This window comes from Rhodobacter sp. CZR27, assembly GCF_002407205.1.
In the GTDB taxonomy this organism is placed as follows: Bacteria; Pseudomonadota; Alphaproteobacteria; order Rhodobacterales; family Rhodobacteraceae; genus Cereibacter_A.
Genome location: NZ_CP023548.1, coordinates 2,438,531 through 2,453,400, shown reverse-complemented (window position 1 = coordinate 2,453,400; position 14,870 = coordinate 2,438,531). Strand labels below are relative to the sequence as shown.

Annotated in this window: 13 protein-coding genes; 9 read left to right on the top strand and 4 right to left on the bottom strand. The window is 67.9% G+C overall.

Going from position 1 to position 14,870, the window contains the following annotated elements; genetic code table 11:
• Positions 1-23: 23 nt before the first annotated feature.
• Positions 24-185, top strand: a complete 162-nt coding sequence (locus CK951_RS21405) for a hypothetical protein (protein ID WP_096786365.1) — start codon at positions 24-26, stop codon at positions 183-185.
• Here the strand turns inward: CK951_RS21405 and CK951_RS11970 are convergent.
• A complete protein-coding gene (locus CK951_RS11970) occupies positions 173-1,261 on the bottom strand; it encodes a DUF475 domain-containing protein (protein ID WP_096787247.1) in 1,089 nt (362 codons plus the stop codon). The genes CK951_RS21405 and CK951_RS11970 overlap by 13 nt on opposite strands.
• Before the next feature lie 282 nt (positions 1,262-1,543).
• On the opposite strand from CK951_RS11970, the gene CK951_RS11965 reads away from it, so the two are divergent.
• Positions 1,544-1,960, top strand: a complete 417-nt coding sequence (locus tag CK951_RS11965) for an MbcA/ParS/Xre antitoxin family protein (protein ID WP_096786364.1) — start codon at positions 1,544-1,546, stop codon at positions 1,958-1,960.
• A 1-nt stretch (position 1,961) separates the two neighbouring features.
• Entirely contained in the window at positions 1,962-2,645 is a 684-nt protein-coding gene (locus tag CK951_RS11960; protein ID WP_096786363.1) for an RES family NAD+ phosphorylase, read from the top strand.
• Here the strand turns inward: CK951_RS11960 and CK951_RS11955 are convergent.
• Complete coding sequence (locus CK951_RS11955; protein ID WP_096786362.1) at positions 2,642-3,403, bottom strand: DeoR/GlpR family DNA-binding transcription regulator; 762 nt, start codon at positions 3,401-3,403, stop codon at positions 2,642-2,644. The two genes, CK951_RS11960 and CK951_RS11955, sit on opposite strands and share 4 nt — an antisense overlap.
• A gap of 118 nt (positions 3,404-3,521) precedes the next feature.
• Between CK951_RS11955 and CK951_RS11950 the strand changes: the two genes are divergently transcribed.
• Positions 3,522-4,685 carry an RsmB/NOP family class I SAM-dependent RNA methyltransferase gene (locus CK951_RS11950; protein WP_096787246.1) on the top strand — a complete coding sequence of 388 codons (1,164 nt, stop codon included), beginning with the start codon at positions 3,522-3,524 and terminating at the stop codon, positions 4,683-4,685.
• Between the two features lie 100 nt (positions 4,686-4,785).
• On the top strand, positions 4,786-7,086 hold the full coding sequence (locus tag CK951_RS11945; protein WP_096786361.1) for an ATP-binding protein: 2,301 nt from the start codon (positions 4,786-4,788) through the stop codon (positions 7,084-7,086).
• Positions 7,087-7,092: 6 nt separating this feature from the next.
• Here CK951_RS11945 and CK951_RS11940 read toward each other — a convergent pair whose 3' ends face one another.
• On the bottom strand, positions 7,093-7,683 hold the full coding sequence (locus tag CK951_RS11940; RefSeq protein WP_096786360.1) for a hypothetical protein: 591 nt from the start codon (positions 7,681-7,683) through the stop codon (positions 7,093-7,095).
• A gap of 195 nt (positions 7,684-7,878) precedes the next feature.
• Here CK951_RS11940 and recA point away from each other — a divergent pair, with 195 nt between their 5' ends.
• The 4 genes from recA to CK951_RS11920 all read left to right on the top strand — a co-directional run bounded on the left by recA (position 7,879) and on the right by CK951_RS11920 (position 12,920).
• Positions 7,879-8,952: a recombinase RecA gene (gene recA, locus CK951_RS11935; RefSeq protein ID WP_096786359.1), complete on the top strand. Its 1,074-nt coding sequence runs from the start codon at positions 7,879-7,881 to the stop codon at positions 8,950-8,952.
• An 85-nt stretch (positions 8,953-9,037) separates the two neighbouring features.
• The gene (gene alaS, locus CK951_RS11930) at positions 9,038-11,689 is read left to right on the top strand and encodes an alanine--tRNA ligase (RefSeq protein WP_096786358.1); all 2,652 of its coding nucleotides are present in this window, start codon (positions 9,038-9,040) and stop codon (positions 11,687-11,689) included.
• A 1-nt stretch (position 11,690) separates the two neighbouring features.
• A complete protein-coding gene (locus CK951_RS11925) occupies positions 11,691-11,981 on the top strand; it encodes a DUF1330 domain-containing protein (RefSeq protein WP_096786357.1) in 291 nt (96 codons plus the stop codon).
• Between the two features lie 144 nt (positions 11,982-12,125).
• A complete protein-coding gene (locus CK951_RS11920) occupies positions 12,126-12,920 on the top strand; it encodes a class II glutamine amidotransferase (protein WP_096786356.1) in 795 nt (264 codons plus the stop codon).
• A gap of 66 nt (positions 12,921-12,986) precedes the next feature.
• Here the strand turns inward: CK951_RS11920 and typA are convergent, their stop codons facing one another.
• Positions 12,987-14,807, bottom strand: a complete 1,821-nt coding sequence (gene typA / locus CK951_RS11915; RefSeq protein WP_096786355.1) for a translational GTPase TypA — start codon at positions 14,805-14,807, stop codon at positions 12,987-12,989.
• Between the last annotated feature and the right edge of the window lie 63 nt (positions 14,808-14,870).

The following is a 14,870-nucleotide window of genomic DNA, read 5'->3' as shown; positions in this document are numbered from 1 at the left end:
TAAAACAGCAGAACGAGCAAATCATGACTGCCCTGACCACCACCGCCGTCCGGAGCCTGATCGGCCTGATGGGTGGCATGCGCGCCGCCGACCGTGCGCCGGCGCCATGGATGCGGTATCGCACCAGCGAGGACGAGCTTGAGCGGCTGCGCCTCGCGGAAGGTCACGTGACCTACAGGTTCTGAGGAACCGCCCCCGCGGGCATGCTGTCGGGGTTGCGCCGGTTCCAGCGAATGGACGACCAGAGCGAGATCCCGATCAGCCCCGCGCCGCCGAGGCCGGTGATCACCTCGGGGATATGCGTCAGCGTCTGCACATACATGATCACCGAGAGGATCAGGATGGCGTAGAACGCGCCGTGCTCCAGATAGCGGTATTGCGCCAGCGTGCCGCGTTCGACCAGCATGATGGTCATCGAGCGGACATACATCGCGCCGATACCGAGGCCGATGGCGATGATGAACAGGTTCTGCGTCAGGGCGAAGGCGCCGATCACGCCGTCGAACGAGAAGGACGCATCCAGCACCTCGAGGTAGAGGAACGCGCCGAAGCCGCCCTTGGCCGCCGCATCCAGCATCTGCTGCCGGTGGTCGAGGAAGCCGCCTACCACCTCGACCAGAAGGAAGGTCAGAAGGCCGTAGATTGCCGAGGTCAGGAACGCCTGCTGATCGGCCCCCTCCAGAAGCTGCGAGAAGCCCAGCATCACGACCAGCACGAAGGCCACCTCGATGCCCCGGATCGAGGAATACTTGCTGGCCTGCTCCTCGATCCAGTGCACCCAGTGCACATCCTTTTCCTGGTCGAAGAAGTAGGTCAGGCCGACCATCATCAGGAAGGTGCCGCCGAAGGCCGCGATGGGCAGATGCGCCTCATGCATGATGCGGGAATATTCCGCGGGCTCGGTCGCCGCCAGCACCATCGCCTGCCACGGCCCCAGGTTGGCCGCTACCACCACGATGAGCAGCGGGAAGACGATCCGCATGCCGAAGACCGCGATCAGGATGCCCCAGGTCAGGAAGCGGCGCTGCCAGACCGGCGTCATCGACTTCAGCTTGTTCGCGTTGACGATGGCGTTGTCGAAGGACAGCGAGATCTCCAGCACCGCAAGGACGCAGCAGATGAAGAAGATCGTCGCGGTGCCCTCGATCGTGCCGGTGCTCTGCCAGCCGAGGAAGCCGCCAAGTGCCAGGCCGACGACGGTCGCTGCAAAGGCCCATGTCAGGTAGGAGAGGGTGCTTTTCTGTGCGGGGGCCGTGGTCATGCGCATGCCTCCGGCGTCCATGCGGACCAGAGGTCATCACCCGCGGGCGAGAGGTTCGGTTGTTCGAGCATGATGGAAAAATGCGTCCTGGCGGCAAATGACGCTTTCGGTGCCGACATCGCGAGAACGCCGCATTCTCTCGCCAGAGGGGCCCGGACACCACCGATCTCGCTGATATGTCGCTTCGGAACCAAGGTTCAAGGTCCCGCGAGCAGGTAAAGCGATCAATGTGTCTTGCCGATTGGCAATCGGGATGCTATTTCCTGCCAAAAGGACACTGCCATGCTCGCGCTTCGCCCGATCGGGAAGACCCCCGCCGACCCTGACGACCCGCGCATCACCGATGCCGAGGCGGCCGCGATGGCGCGCGCGGTGGTCAACCTGTTCCGTCTCTGGGAGGTGGCTGACCGCGAGGCGGCGATCCTTCTGGGCGAACTCTCGCCGCGGACCTGGGCGCGCTGGAAGGCCGGCGCGCCGGGCCGGATCTCGCGGGACCAGAAGACGCGGCTGTCGCTTCTGATGGGCATCCACAAGGCGCTCCGCCTCATCTTCCGCGAGCCGGAGCGGGGCTACGGCTGGATCCGCCGGCCGAATGTCGACTTTGGCGGTGCCCCGGCGCTGGAGGTCATGCTCGGCGGCGAGATCACCGACCTTCTCCGGGTGCGCAACTACCTCGACGCCGAGCGCGGAGGCTGGTGACATGGTGCGCCGTCGCGTGGTCTGGGACCGGACGCACCGGATCATCCGCTCGCGCTTTCCCCCCATCGACCTCTTCGAGGATATCGCCGATCCCGCCGACTGGGAGGCCATCGCCTCGGCCGAGGCCAAGACCAACCCGCGGTTGCGCGACAGCCTCGGCCGGCTCGACCTCGTGCCGCCGGAGCGGCGCGTCTCGGGTCCGGGCGCGTCCTTCGCCATGGCCTGCTTCACCCATGTCTCTCCCGATCGGCCCAGCAGGTTCTCCGACGGCAGCTTCGGGGTCTATTACGCCGCCGAGAGCCTGGACGTGGCGCTGGTCGAGGTTGCCCATCACCATGGCCGCTTCATGGCGGCGACCGCCGAAACCGCCGGCTGGACCTCGGAGTTCCGCCAACTCGTCGGGCGGCTCGATGCGGAGCTGGAGGTGGTGGCTCCCGACCGCGCCGATCTCCTCGATCCGCACGACTACCGCGCCGCGCAGGACTTCGGCGCGCTGCTGCGTGAAGGGGGCGCCGACGGCATTCTCTATCCCAGCGCCCGGGCGGCCTCGGGGTTCTGCGTGGCGCTGTTCTGGCCCGATGTGGCGGGCCCCCCCGCGCAGGGCGACCATTTCGCCTTCGAATGGGACGGCAGCCGGGTCTCGCGCATCCGCAACCTTGTTACGGGCGAATTGCTCGCGCTCTAGTCCGCGACCGTCACGGTCGTGCTCCAGCTTTCGCAGCGGCGCGTCAGGTCCTCGGGCAGGGCGTGGTCGGTGAAGACGGCATCCAGCTCCTCCAGCGAGGCGAGCCGGACCGGGGCCTTGCGATCGAGCTTCGATGCGTCGGTAACCAGGAACCGCTGGCGGGACTGGCGCAGGATCGCCTTCGATACCCGCACCTCGGCGAGGTCGAAATCGAGCAGGTCGCCGTCACGGTCCAGCGCCGAGGTGCCTATGATGGCGAAATCCACCTTGAACTGCTCGATGAACTGCACGGTCAGATCGCCCATCAGCCCGCCGTCCGCCCGGCGGAGCTGACCGCCGGCCACCATCACCTCGCAGGACGGGTTGGCGGCCAGGATGTTCGCCACGTTCATGTTGTTCGTCACCACCGTGATGTTGCGGTGGTTCAGGAGTTCGCGCGCCACCGCCTCGGTGGTGGTGCCGATGTTGATGATCATCGAGGAATTGTCCGGGATGGCGCGGGCGCAGGCGCGGCCGATGGCGGCCTTCGCGGCCTCGTTCATCCGGCGCCGCTCCTCGTAGCCGATGTTCGACACGCCGGTGCGCAGCACCGCGCCGCCATGCACCCGGTCGAGAAGGCCGGCATCGGCCAGTTCGGTCAGGTCGCGGCGGATGGTCTGCAGCGTCACCGCGAAGCGCTCGGCGAGTTGTTCGACGATGACCCGACCCTCGCTGCGGGCAATCTCCAGGATCTCCGTCTGCCGGAAGTTCAGCGCCATGTCGTCCTCTTTCCTGCCCCAGATCATGTTTGCCATGCCCGCCGGCCCATGTCATGCCTCGCTCTGCCGGAACCGGGAAGCGCCCGGCTTTCAGATGCTTGAGGAACCCACCGGGGCCATGACTCCCGCCGCCAGACTCTCCGCCGCCATCGGCATCCTCGACCGGGTGCTCGCCGGCGCGCCCGCCGAGCAGGTGCTCACCAACTGGGGCCGCGCGAGCCGCTATGCCGGTTCGGCCGACCGCGCGGCCGTGCGGGATCTGGTGTTCGAGGCGCTGCGGTGCCGCCGCTCCTTCGCACGGCTGGGCGGCGTCGAGAGCGGTCGCGGCCTGATCCTCGGGGGCCTGCGCGCCGCGGGCACCGAGGTCGCGACGCTCTTCACCGGCGAAGGCCATGCCCCCGCGCCGCCCGAGGGGCCGGAGTGCCAGCCGCAGACGCCCGCCGGGCTGGAGGCGCTTGACTGTCCCGACTGGCTGGCCCCGCGGCTGAAGGAGAGCCTGGGCGGCGATTTCGACGCGGTGATGGAGGCGCTGCGCCACCGCGCGCCGGTCTTCCTGCGCGTCAACAGCGCCCGGCTCACCCGCGACAAGGCGATGGACCGGCTGGCGGCCGAGGGGATCGCGACCCGCCCGCACCCCCTCGCCCCTTCGGCGCTTGAGGTGACGGCCAACGCCCGCCGGGTGGAGGGTTCCGCCGCCTATCGCGAGGGGCTGGTCGAGCTTCAGGATGCGGCATCGCAGGCGGTGGTCGAGGCGCTGCCGCTTGCGCCAGGCGACCGCGTTCTCGATTTCTGCGCGGGCGGGGGCGGCAAGAGCCTCGCGATGGCCGCCCGGACGCGGCTGTCGCTGCATGCCCATGACGCCGATCCGGGGCGGATGCGCGACCTGCCCGAGCGGGCGAGGCGGGCGGGCGTGGCGATCCGCGTCCTTTCTCCGGAACAGCTGTCGCGGCAGGCGCCCTTCGATCTGGTCCTTGCCGACGTGCCCTGTTCCGGCTCCGGCAGCTGGCGCCGGGCACCCGAGGGCAAGTGGGCCCTCACCGAAGAGCGCCTTCAGCTGCTTCTGCTCACGCAGTCGGCCATACTCGACAGGGTGGCGCCGATGGTCCGGCCGGGCGGTCACCTCGCCTATGCCACCTGCTCGCTCCTGCGATGCGAGAACTCCGACCAGACGGCGGCCTTTCTCGCCCGCACGCCGGGCTGGGAACAGGCGGGGACCCTGCGCCTGACCCCGAGGGACGGCGGCGACGGGTTCTTTCTCGGCCTGTTGCGGAGAATTGGCTGAACTTCCTGTCATCGCGGGGCCGTTTCGCGATCGCGATTAAACTGTGGTTAACGATTTCGTCGCCGAATGTCCGTGGACGAATCCGGCGCGGGGGGCGCGAGTGCACAGGCAGGCGACTGATCTCTTGGGGGCGGCCGAGGGCCTTGGCTCTCGGCTCTGGCTCCTGCTCGCCGTCGCGGGCGGGGCGTTTGTGACTGCGGTTCTGGCGCCCGACCTGAACATGCAGCTCGGGGCGGCCATGGTGGCGCTGACCTTCGTGGCCGTGGTGCTGGTGGCGCGGGGGTTCATGGTGTGGGACCGGCTGCGTGGGCGCGGGCTCGACCTGCGCCTCGGCCGGCTCGTCGGCGAGGATGCCGCCCCCTGCTTCACGACCGATGCGGTGGGCCAGATCGGCTACCAGAACCGCGCCGCCGCATCCCGGTTCGGCGATCGCAGCGGCGGAACGCTTGTCGCGGCGCTGGGCGACCATTTCGCCAGTCCCGCCTCGGTGCTGTTCCGCCTGCAGGCGCGGGCGGCGAACCTCGGCTCCTCGCGCGAGGATGTGGTCACGCGGCGGGGTCACACCCGGCTCTCGGTCCATCGGATCGGCGGCGACCGGTTCCTCTGGCGGCTGGAAGAGTTCCAGGACCGCACCGCGGCGACCGGACGGGGCGCCGAGGGGCTGAGCCTGCCGATGCTGGTGGCGAACAAGTCGGGGGTCGTGCTCTTCGCGAACGACGCCATGCGCCGCCTGCTCGGCCAGCGGCCAAAGCGCCTGGACCGGGTCTTCACCGACATCGCTCCCCGGTCCGGAGAAGAGGTCGAGGTGGCCTCCGCCGACGGGCCGGTTCGCGCGATCCTGGCCGAGGTCGAAGGGGTGGGAGAGCGGCGCGAGATCTACCTCATGCCGGTTCCCGGCCCGGCGGGGCGCGAGACGGCGCTCGCGGATTTCGAGCATCTGCCGGTGGCGCTGATCAAGTTCGGCTGCGACGGGATGTTGCGCATGGCCAACCGGTCGGCACGGGACCTGCTGTCGATCGATACCGACGCGCGGCCGACCTTCTCGGACCTCTTCGAGGGTCTTGGCCGGTCCGTGAGTGACTGGCTCGCCGATGTCGCGGCCGAGCGGATGCCGGGCGGGGCCGAAGTCCTGCGGCTCCGCCGCTCGGAGGAGGATGTCTTCCTGCAGATCGCCTTGCGCCGTATCGTGGAGCAGGGCCGGCCGTCGATCCTTGCGGTGCTGAACGATGCCACCGCGCTGAAGACCCTCGAGGCACAGTTCGTCCAGAGCCAGAAGATGCAGGCCATCGGCCAGCTTGCGGGAGGCATCGCCCACGACTTCAACAACCTGCTGACGGCCATTTCGGGCCACTGCGACCTGCTGCTCCTGCGCCATGATCGCGAGGATCCCGAGTTTGCCGACCTCGTGCAGATCCATCAGAACGCCAACCGCGCGGCAAGCCTCGTGGGGCAGCTCCTCGCCTTCTCGCGCAAGCAGACGCTGAAGCCGGAACGGATCGAGCTGCAGGAGGTGCTGTCGGATCTCACCCATCTGCTGAACCGGCTGGTGGGAGAGCGCGTCACCCTGAGATTGTCGCATGCCGCGGACCTGGGTCCGATCCGGGCCGACAAGCGCCAGCTCGAACAGGTCTTGATGAACCTCGTGGTGAACGCGCGCGACGCGATGCCCGAGGGGGGCGTGATCCGGATCGAGACCGAGGCCCTGACCCTGACGGAGGAACTGCGCCGGGACCGCGCCGTCGTCCCGCCCGGCCGCTATGCCGTGATCCGGGTGCGGGACGACGGGATCGGCATCCCGCCGGAACGTCTGCAGAAGATCTTCGAGCCCTTCTTCACCACGAAGCGCATGGGCGAGGGCACCGGCCTCGGCCTGTCGACGGTCTATGGCATCGTCAAGCAGTCGGGCGGGTTCATCTTCGTTGACAGCGAGCCAGGCCAGGGTAGCGTCTTCCACCTCTACTTCCCGATCAACGAGGAACCGCTTCCCGCGGATGTTGCGCCGCCCGCCCGCGCAGAGCCCGCGGCACTGCGTCGGGGCGAGGGCGTGGTGCTTCTCGTCGAGGACGAGGCCCCGGTCCGCGCCTTTGCCTCCCGCGCGCTCCGCCTGCGCGGCTACACGGTGATCGAGGCCGAGAATGCCGAGGACGCCCTGAAGGCGCTGGAGGATCCGAAGCTTGATGTCGACGTCTTCGTCACCGATGTCGTCATGCCCGGAATGGACGGCCCGACCTGGGTCCGCCGCGCGCTCGAGGACCGCCCGAATGTTCGGGTGATCTTCGTCTCCGGCTATGCCGAGGAGTGTCTGGCAGAGTCCCAGTCGCGCATCCCGAATTCGGTGTTCCTGCCCAAGCCCTTCTCGCTCAACGACCTCACCGCGACGGTGCAGGGGCAGGCGCACTGACGAGGATCAGGCCAGGGTGTCGTAGATCTCGTAGTCCTTCTGCAGGGCCCGGCGCAGCAGGGCCTCGGTGTCGGGCGTCAGTTCCAGCGAGGCGGAGGGCGAGACATTCAGGCGAGGCAGGATGATCTCGCAGCCCAGCCGCTCCTCGAGAAAGTCGATGAAGCTGTCGATGTCCTCATAGCGGAAGAGCCGGTCGACACCCGCGCCGCCCTTGCTGTCCAGGAACCTGGCCTGTGACCCGACGGCCGCAAAGTCGGGCTGCGGATCCGAGGCATAGGCCCTGACGAACTCGTCGAAGCTCAGGCCGGCCGTGCTCTTTGCCGGATCCAGAAGATCCTCGCGCTGGCGGTAGCGATACCAGCTTCCCAGCCAGGCGCGCGGCTCGCGCATCAGCGCCACCACGGTGAACGTGCTGCCCGACGCGGCTTCGAGATAGGGGCCGATGAAGCGCCGGTATCGCTGCAGTGTCGTGTGCTTCAGAAGCGGCGGCCGCTGGATCGAAACCGCGGCGAGTGATTCGAGAGCCGCCTCGATGGCGGTCGTTCCCGTCTTCGGCGTGGCAAGGAAGGCCAGCCGTTGTTCCCAGAATACGAGCATCCTGTCCCTTTTTGTTGCCGAACCTCTGCGGGTCCTGACGTCGTAAACTAGTCTTTAACCGCGTTTGCCGGAAGCTGCATCTGCCGGAGAATCCGGTTGATGAGTTCGCTGTTTGGTCCCATAGTGGCGCGGAACATAGAGCGAACACGGGAAGCGATTGCTGCTCTGGCGCGGCTGTGGAATAAGGAACAGGACATGGCGACGGCGAACCTGCTCGACTTGAACGGAAGGCGCGAGATGGACAAGGCGAAGGCGCTGGAAAGCGCGCTGGCACAGATCGAACGGCAGTTCGGCAAGGGTTCGATCATGAAGCTGGGCGCGAACAGCCCGGTGATGGAGATCGAGGCGACCTCGACAGGATCGCTGGGCCTCGACATCGCGCTCGGGATCGGCGGCCTGCCCAAGGGGCGCATTATCGAGATCTACGGGCCGGAAAGCTCGGGCAAGACGACGCTCACCCTGCATGTCGTGGCCGAAGAGCAGAAGAAGGGCGGCGTCTGCGCCTTTGTCGATGCGGAACACGCGCTCGACCCGCAATACGCCAAGAAGCTCGGCGTCAACCTTGACGAACTGCTCATCTCGCAGCCCGACACGGGCGAGCAGGCGCTGGAGATCGTCGATACGCTGGTTCGCTCCGGCGCGGTCAGCCTGATCGTTGTCGACTCGGTGGCGGCTCTGACGCCCAAGTCCGAGATCGAGGGCGACATGGGCGACATGCAGATGGGCTCGCAGGCCCGCCTGATGAGCCAGGCGATGCGCAAGCTGACGGCGAGCATCGGCCGGTCGAACTGCATGGTGATCTTCATCAACCAGATCCGCATGAAGATCGGCGTGATGTTTGGCAGCCCCGAGACCACGACGGGCGGCAACGCGCTGAAGTTCTATGCCAGCGTCCGTCTCGACATCCGCCGGACCGGCTCGATCAAGGACCGCGACAACGTCATCGGCAACACCACCAAGGTGAAGGTGGTGAAGAACAAGGTGGCCCCGCCGTTCCGCGAGGTCGAGTTCGACATCATGTATGGCGAGGGGATCTCGAAGACCGGCGAACTGGTCGATCTTGGCGTGAAGGCGGGCGTGGTCGAGAAATCCGGCTCCTGGTATTCCTACGGCGACGAGCGGATCGGCCAGGGTCGCGAGAACGCCAAGGCGTTCCTTCGCTCCAATCCTTCGGTGGCAACCGAGATCGAGGACAGGATCCGTGCCTCGCACGGCCTCGATTTCTCCGCGGCCGAGGATGGCAAGGGCGACGATCTCGTGGACATGTGAGGCGGCTCGCGTCGAGGTGGACAGCCCCGGCGCGGGGGGCTAAACGAAACGGCGAACATCAGATCCGCCTGACAGGGGCTCCCTCATGCCGTCGTTGAACGATATCCGGTCCACCTTCCTCGACTACTTCCGACGCAACGGCCACCGGGTCGTCGAATCGAGCCCGCTTGTGCCGCGCAACGATCCGACGCTGATGTTCACCAACTCGGGCATGGTGCAGTTCAAGAACTGCTTCACCGGGCTCGAGCGCCGCGACTACACCCGCGCGACCACGGCGCAGAAATGCGTCCGCGCGGGCGGCAAGCACAACGACCTCGACAACGTGGGTTACACCGCCCGGCACCACACGTTCTTCGAGATGCTGGGGAACTTCTCCTTCGGCGACTATTTCAAGTCCGACGCCATCCCCTTCGCGTGGGAGCTTCTGACGAAGGACTTCGACATCCCGAAGGACAAGCTTCTGGTCACGGTCTATCACACCGACGACGAGGCGGCGGAGATCTGGAAGAAGGTGGCGGGCCTGCCGGACGAGCGGATCATCCGTATCCCGACCAACGACAACTTCTGGATGATGGGCCCGACCGGCCCCTGCGGCCCCTGCACCGAGATCTTCTATGACCACGGCCCCTCGATCTGGGGCGGCCCTCCGGGCTCGGCCGAAGAGGACGGCGACCGCTTCATCGAGATCTGGAACCTCGTCTTCATGCAGAACGAGCAGCATCCGGACGGCTCGATGACGCCCTTGCCGATGCAGTCGATCGACACCGGCATGGGGCTGGAACGGATCGGTGCGCTGCTGCAGGGCAAGCACGACAACTACGACACCGACCTGATGCGGAGCCTGATCGAGGCCTCGGCCAACGCAACCTCGAGCGATCCGGACGGCCCGGGCAAGACGCACCACCGGGTGATCGCCGACCACCTGCGCTCGACCAGCTTCCTGATCGCTGACGGCGTGATGCCCTCGAACGAGGGGCGCGGCTATGTGCTGCGCCGGATCATGCGGCGGGCGATGCGGCACGCGCATCTTCTGGGCGCGGACGAACCGGTGATGCACCGCCTTGTGCCGGCGCTGGTGCGCCAGATGGGTGCGGCCTATCCGGAACTCGTGCGCGGGCAGGCGCTGATCGAGGAGACGCTGAAGCTGGAGGAAAGCCGCTTCCGCCAGACCCTCGACCGCGGGCTCCGGCTGCTGGAGGACGAGTTGGAGCGGCTGCCCGAGGGCGCGGCGCTGCCGGGCGAAGCGGCCTTCAAGCTTTACGACACCTACGGCTTCCCGCTGGACCTGACGCAGGATGCGCTGCGCGAGAAGGGCCGCAAGGTCGATACCGACGGTTTCGAGGCCGCGATGGCCGAGCAGAAGGCCAAGGCGCGCGCCAGCTGGTCCGGCTCGGGCGAGACCAAGGACGCGGCGATCTGGTTCGATCTGGCCGAGAAGCATGGCGCGACCGAATTCCTCGGCTATGACACCGAGGCCGCCGAGGGCCAGGTTCTGGCTCTGGTCGCCGGCGGCGCGGCGGTGCCGGCAGCGCAGGCCGGCCAGACCGTGCAGATCGTGCTGAACCAGACGCCATTCTATGCCGAGTCCGGCGGTCAGGTCGGCGACACCGGAGAGATCCGCACCGACTCGGGCCGGGCGCGCGTCACGGATGTGAAGAAGGGGCAGGGGCTGTTCCTGCACTTTGCGGAAGTAACCGAGGGCGAGATCCGGCAGGGTCAGGGCGCGCAGCTTGAAGTGGACCATGCGCGGCGCTCGGCGATCCGCGCGAACCATTCGGCCACGCACCTGCTGCACGAGGCGCTGCGGCGCGCGCTCGGCGATCACGTCGCGCAGCGCGGCAGCCTCAACGCGCCGGACCGGCTGCGCTTCGATTTCAGCCATTCCAAGGCGCTGAGCGGCGAAGAACTGGCAATGGTCGAGGCCGAGGTGAACACCTATATCCGCTCGAATGGTGCGGTCGAGACGCGAATCATGTCGCCCGACGATGCCCGCGCCCTCGGGGCACAGGCGCTTTTCGGCGAGAAATACGGCGACGAGGTGCGGGTGGTCTCGATGGGGACGCTCGACGGTTCGGGCAAGGGCGCGGACGGTCGGACCTATTCGCTGGAGCTGTGCGGCGGCACCCATGTGGCGCGGCTGGGTGACATCGGCCTCTGCGTGATCCTCGGCGACAGCGCCTCTTCGGCCGGCGTGCGGCGGATCGAGGCGCTGACCGGCGAGGGGGCGCTGGCCTACCTCAACGAGCAGATGAAGCGGCTGTCGGAAGTGGCGACCGTTCTGAAGGCGGCGCCCGCCGATCTGGTCGAACGCGTGAAGGCGCTGGTGGACGAGCGCCGCCAGCTGCAGAACGAGCTTGCCCAGCTTCGTCGCGAGGCGGCGATGGGCGGCGGTGCCTCGGCCGAGGCGCGCGAGATCGGCGGGGTGAAGTTCCTCGCCCAGATCGTGCAGGGCGTTCCGGGCAAGGACATGCCGGGCCTGATCGACGAGATGAAGGCGCGTGTGGGCTCGGGCGCGGTGCTGCTGATCTCGGACACCGGCGGCAAGGCCGCGTTGGCGGCGGGCGTGACGACCGACCTGACGGATCGGCTGTCGGCGGTTTCGCTGGTGAAGGCCGCGGCCGAGGCGCTGGGCGGTCGGGGCGGCGGCGGCCGGCCCGACATGGCGCAGGCCGGTGCGGCGGATGCCTCGCAAGCCGAGGCGGCGATCCGCGCCGCGGAAGCCGTAATCGGGGGCTGAGATGGCAACCGCGCTCTGGATCGCCAATGTCGAGGTGACGGACCCGGAGGCCTATGGCCGCTACGCCAAGGCCGCCGGTCCCGCCATCGCCGCGCATGGCGGGGTGTTCCTCGCCCGCGGCGGTCGCTTCGTGCAGCTCGAGGGGCGGGAACGCTCGCGCAATGTCGTGGCGCGCTTCCCGTCGGTCGAAGCCGCGGTGGCCTGCTACAACTCGGACGAGTATCAGGCGGCGCTGGACCATGCGCGCGGCGCCTCGGTCCGGGATCTCGTGGTCGTCGAGGAGGTTGAGTGACCGCGGCGATTCGCCGGTGCGACGGATTCGTGACAAAATCGTGATGCGGCACTGCGGCGATCCTGATAGGATGGCCGCAAATCAAGCGCCGGAGCAGTCATGAAGGTGCCGTCGTTCAGTCGCGCCCGGGGGGCGGTCTGAGTCATGTGTCGTTGGGCCGCCTACATCGGGGCGCCGATCTTCCTCGAGGAGGTCGTCAGCCGCCCTGGCCATTCCCTGATCCACCAGAGCCACTGCGCCACCGAATGCGGAACCGCGATCAACGCGGACGGCTTCGGCATCGCCTGGTATGGCGAGCGGCCGGAGCCGGGGCTCTACCGCGACGTCTATCCGGCCTGGAGCGATCCGAACCTGCGCAGCCTGACCGCGCAGGTGAAGTCGGGCCTGTTTCTGGCTCATGTCCGCGCCTCGACCGGCACGGCAACCAGCCGCAACAACTGCCACCCCTTCTCGGTCGGGCGGTGGAGCTTCATGCACAACGGGCAGGTCGGCGGATACGAGGCGTTCCGCCGCGATGCGGACATGCTGATCCCCGAGCAGCTCTACGCCTATCGCAAGGGCGCCACCGACAGCGAGGTGCTGTTCCTCGTCGCGCTGGCCGAGGGGCTGGAGAGCGATCCGAAGGGCGCACTGGAACGTGCCGTGCTGCGGCTGGAGCGGCTGAGCCGCGAGAAGGGCAGCATCCCACACCTGCGGCTGACCGCGGCCCTGTCGGACGGCGAGCGGCTCTATGCAGTGCGCTACGCCTCGGACGATCAGGCGCCGACACTCTACCACCGCTGGAGCCTGCGGCGGGGCGGCCGGGCCGTGGTGTCCGAGCCGCTGGAGCAGGACGAGGGCGACTGGCTCACCGTGGCGCCGGGCTCGTTCTGCACCTTCGAGGGCGAGCATGTCCACGTTGAGCCCTTCGCGCCCGGCGCGCTGGCCGAGGCCGCGTGAGGGCCTAGGCGCCGCTGTGACCCTCCGACGAAAACGGGCGCCGGCCAGAGGCGGCGCCCGCGAGGCTTACTCGGCCGCCTTGGCAGCGCGCTTGCGCTCGTGCGGGTCGAGGTGGCGCTTGCGCATCCGCACGACCTTGGGCGTCACTTCCACCAGTTCGTCGTCGTCGATATAGGCAATCGCCTGCTCCAGCGACAGCCGGACCGGCGGCGTCAGCCGCACCGCCTCGTCGGTGCCGGAGGCGCGGACGTTGGTCAGCTTCTTGCCCTTCAGCGGGTTCACTTCCAGATCGTTCTCGCGTGAATGCTCGCCGATGATCATCCCCTCATAGACCGCTTCCTGAGCGCCGATGAACAGGTGCCCGCGCTCTTCGAGGTTCCAGAGCGCGTAGGGCACGGAAGAGCCGTTTTCCATCGAGACCAGCACGCCGACGCGGCGGCCCTCGATCGGGCCCTTGTGCGGCGCCCATTCGTGGAAGACGCGGTTCAGGACGCCGGTGCCGCGGGTGTCGGTCAGGAACTGGCCATGATAGCCGATCAGCCCGCGCGAGGGCACATGCGCGATGATCCGGGTCTTGCCGGCGCCGGCGGGCTTCATCTCGACCAGGTCGCCCTTGCGCGGGCCGGTCAGCTTCTCGATCACCGCGCCGGTATATTCGTCGTCCACGTCGATGGTGACTTCCTCGATCGGCTCGCAGCGGACGCCGTCGACCTCGCGGAACAGCACGCGGGGGCGCGAGATCGACAGCTCGAAGCCTTCGCGGCGCATGTTCTCGATCAGCACGCCCATCTGAAGCTCGCCCCGTCCGGCGACCTCGAAGGCTTCGCCGCCGGGCGTGTCGGTGACCTTGATCGCCACGTTGATCTCGGCCTCGCGCATCAGCCGCTCGCGGATGACGCGGGACTGGACCTTGTTGCCGTCCTTGCCGGCTAGCGGCGAGTCGTTGATGCCGAAGGTGACCGAGATGGTCGGCGGGTCGATCGGCTGCGCGGGCAGCGGCACGTCGACCTCGGGCGCGCAGAGCGTGTCGGCGACGGTGGCTTTCGACATGCCGGCGAGGGTCACGATGTCGCCCGCCTCGCCCAGATCGATCGGGGTCTGCGACAGGCCGCGGAAGGCGAGCACCTTCGAGACGCGGAACTGCTCGATCCGTTCGCCGGTGCGCGACAGCGCCTTGAGCGTATCGCCGGCCTTGACGGTTCCCGCCTCGATGCGGCCGGTCAGGATGCGGCCGATGAACGGGTCGGCCGAGAGGGTGGTGGCCAGCATCCGGAACGGCTGGTCGCGGTCGGCCAGCTGCTTCGGCGCGGGGACATGGCGCAGCACGAGTTCATAGAGCGCCGAGAGGTCCTTGCGCGGGCCGTCCAGCTGCTCGTCCGCCCAGCCCGAGCGACCCGAGGCGTAGAGCACCGGGAAATCCAGCTGGTCGTCGTCGGCGCCGAGGTTTGCGAACAGGTCGAACACCTCGTTCAGCGCGCGGTCGGGCTCGGCGTCGGGCTTGTCCACCTTGTTCAGCACCACGATGGGCCGCAGCCCCAGCGCCAGCGCCTTCGAGGTGACGAACTTGGTCTGCGGCATCGGCCCTTCGGCGGCGTCGACCAGCAGCACCACCCCGTCGACCATGTTCAGGATCCGCTCGACCTCGCCGCCGAAGTCGGCGTGGCCGGGGGTGTCGACGATGTTGATGCGCTTGCCCGCCCATTCGAGCGAGGTGCATTTGGCAAGGATGGTGATCCCGCGCTCGCGTTCGATGTCGTTGCTGTCCATGGCGCGTTCGGCCACGGCCTGGTTGTCGCGGAAGGCGCCGGACTGCTTGAGGAGCTCGTCCACCAGGGTCGTCTTGCCATGGTCGACGTGCGCGATGATGGCGATGTTGCGAAGCTCCATCGGGGGACACTCTCGGTTCTGTTCAGGGGTTGCCCGCGGCGTTACATGAGGCGGCGCCGAAAA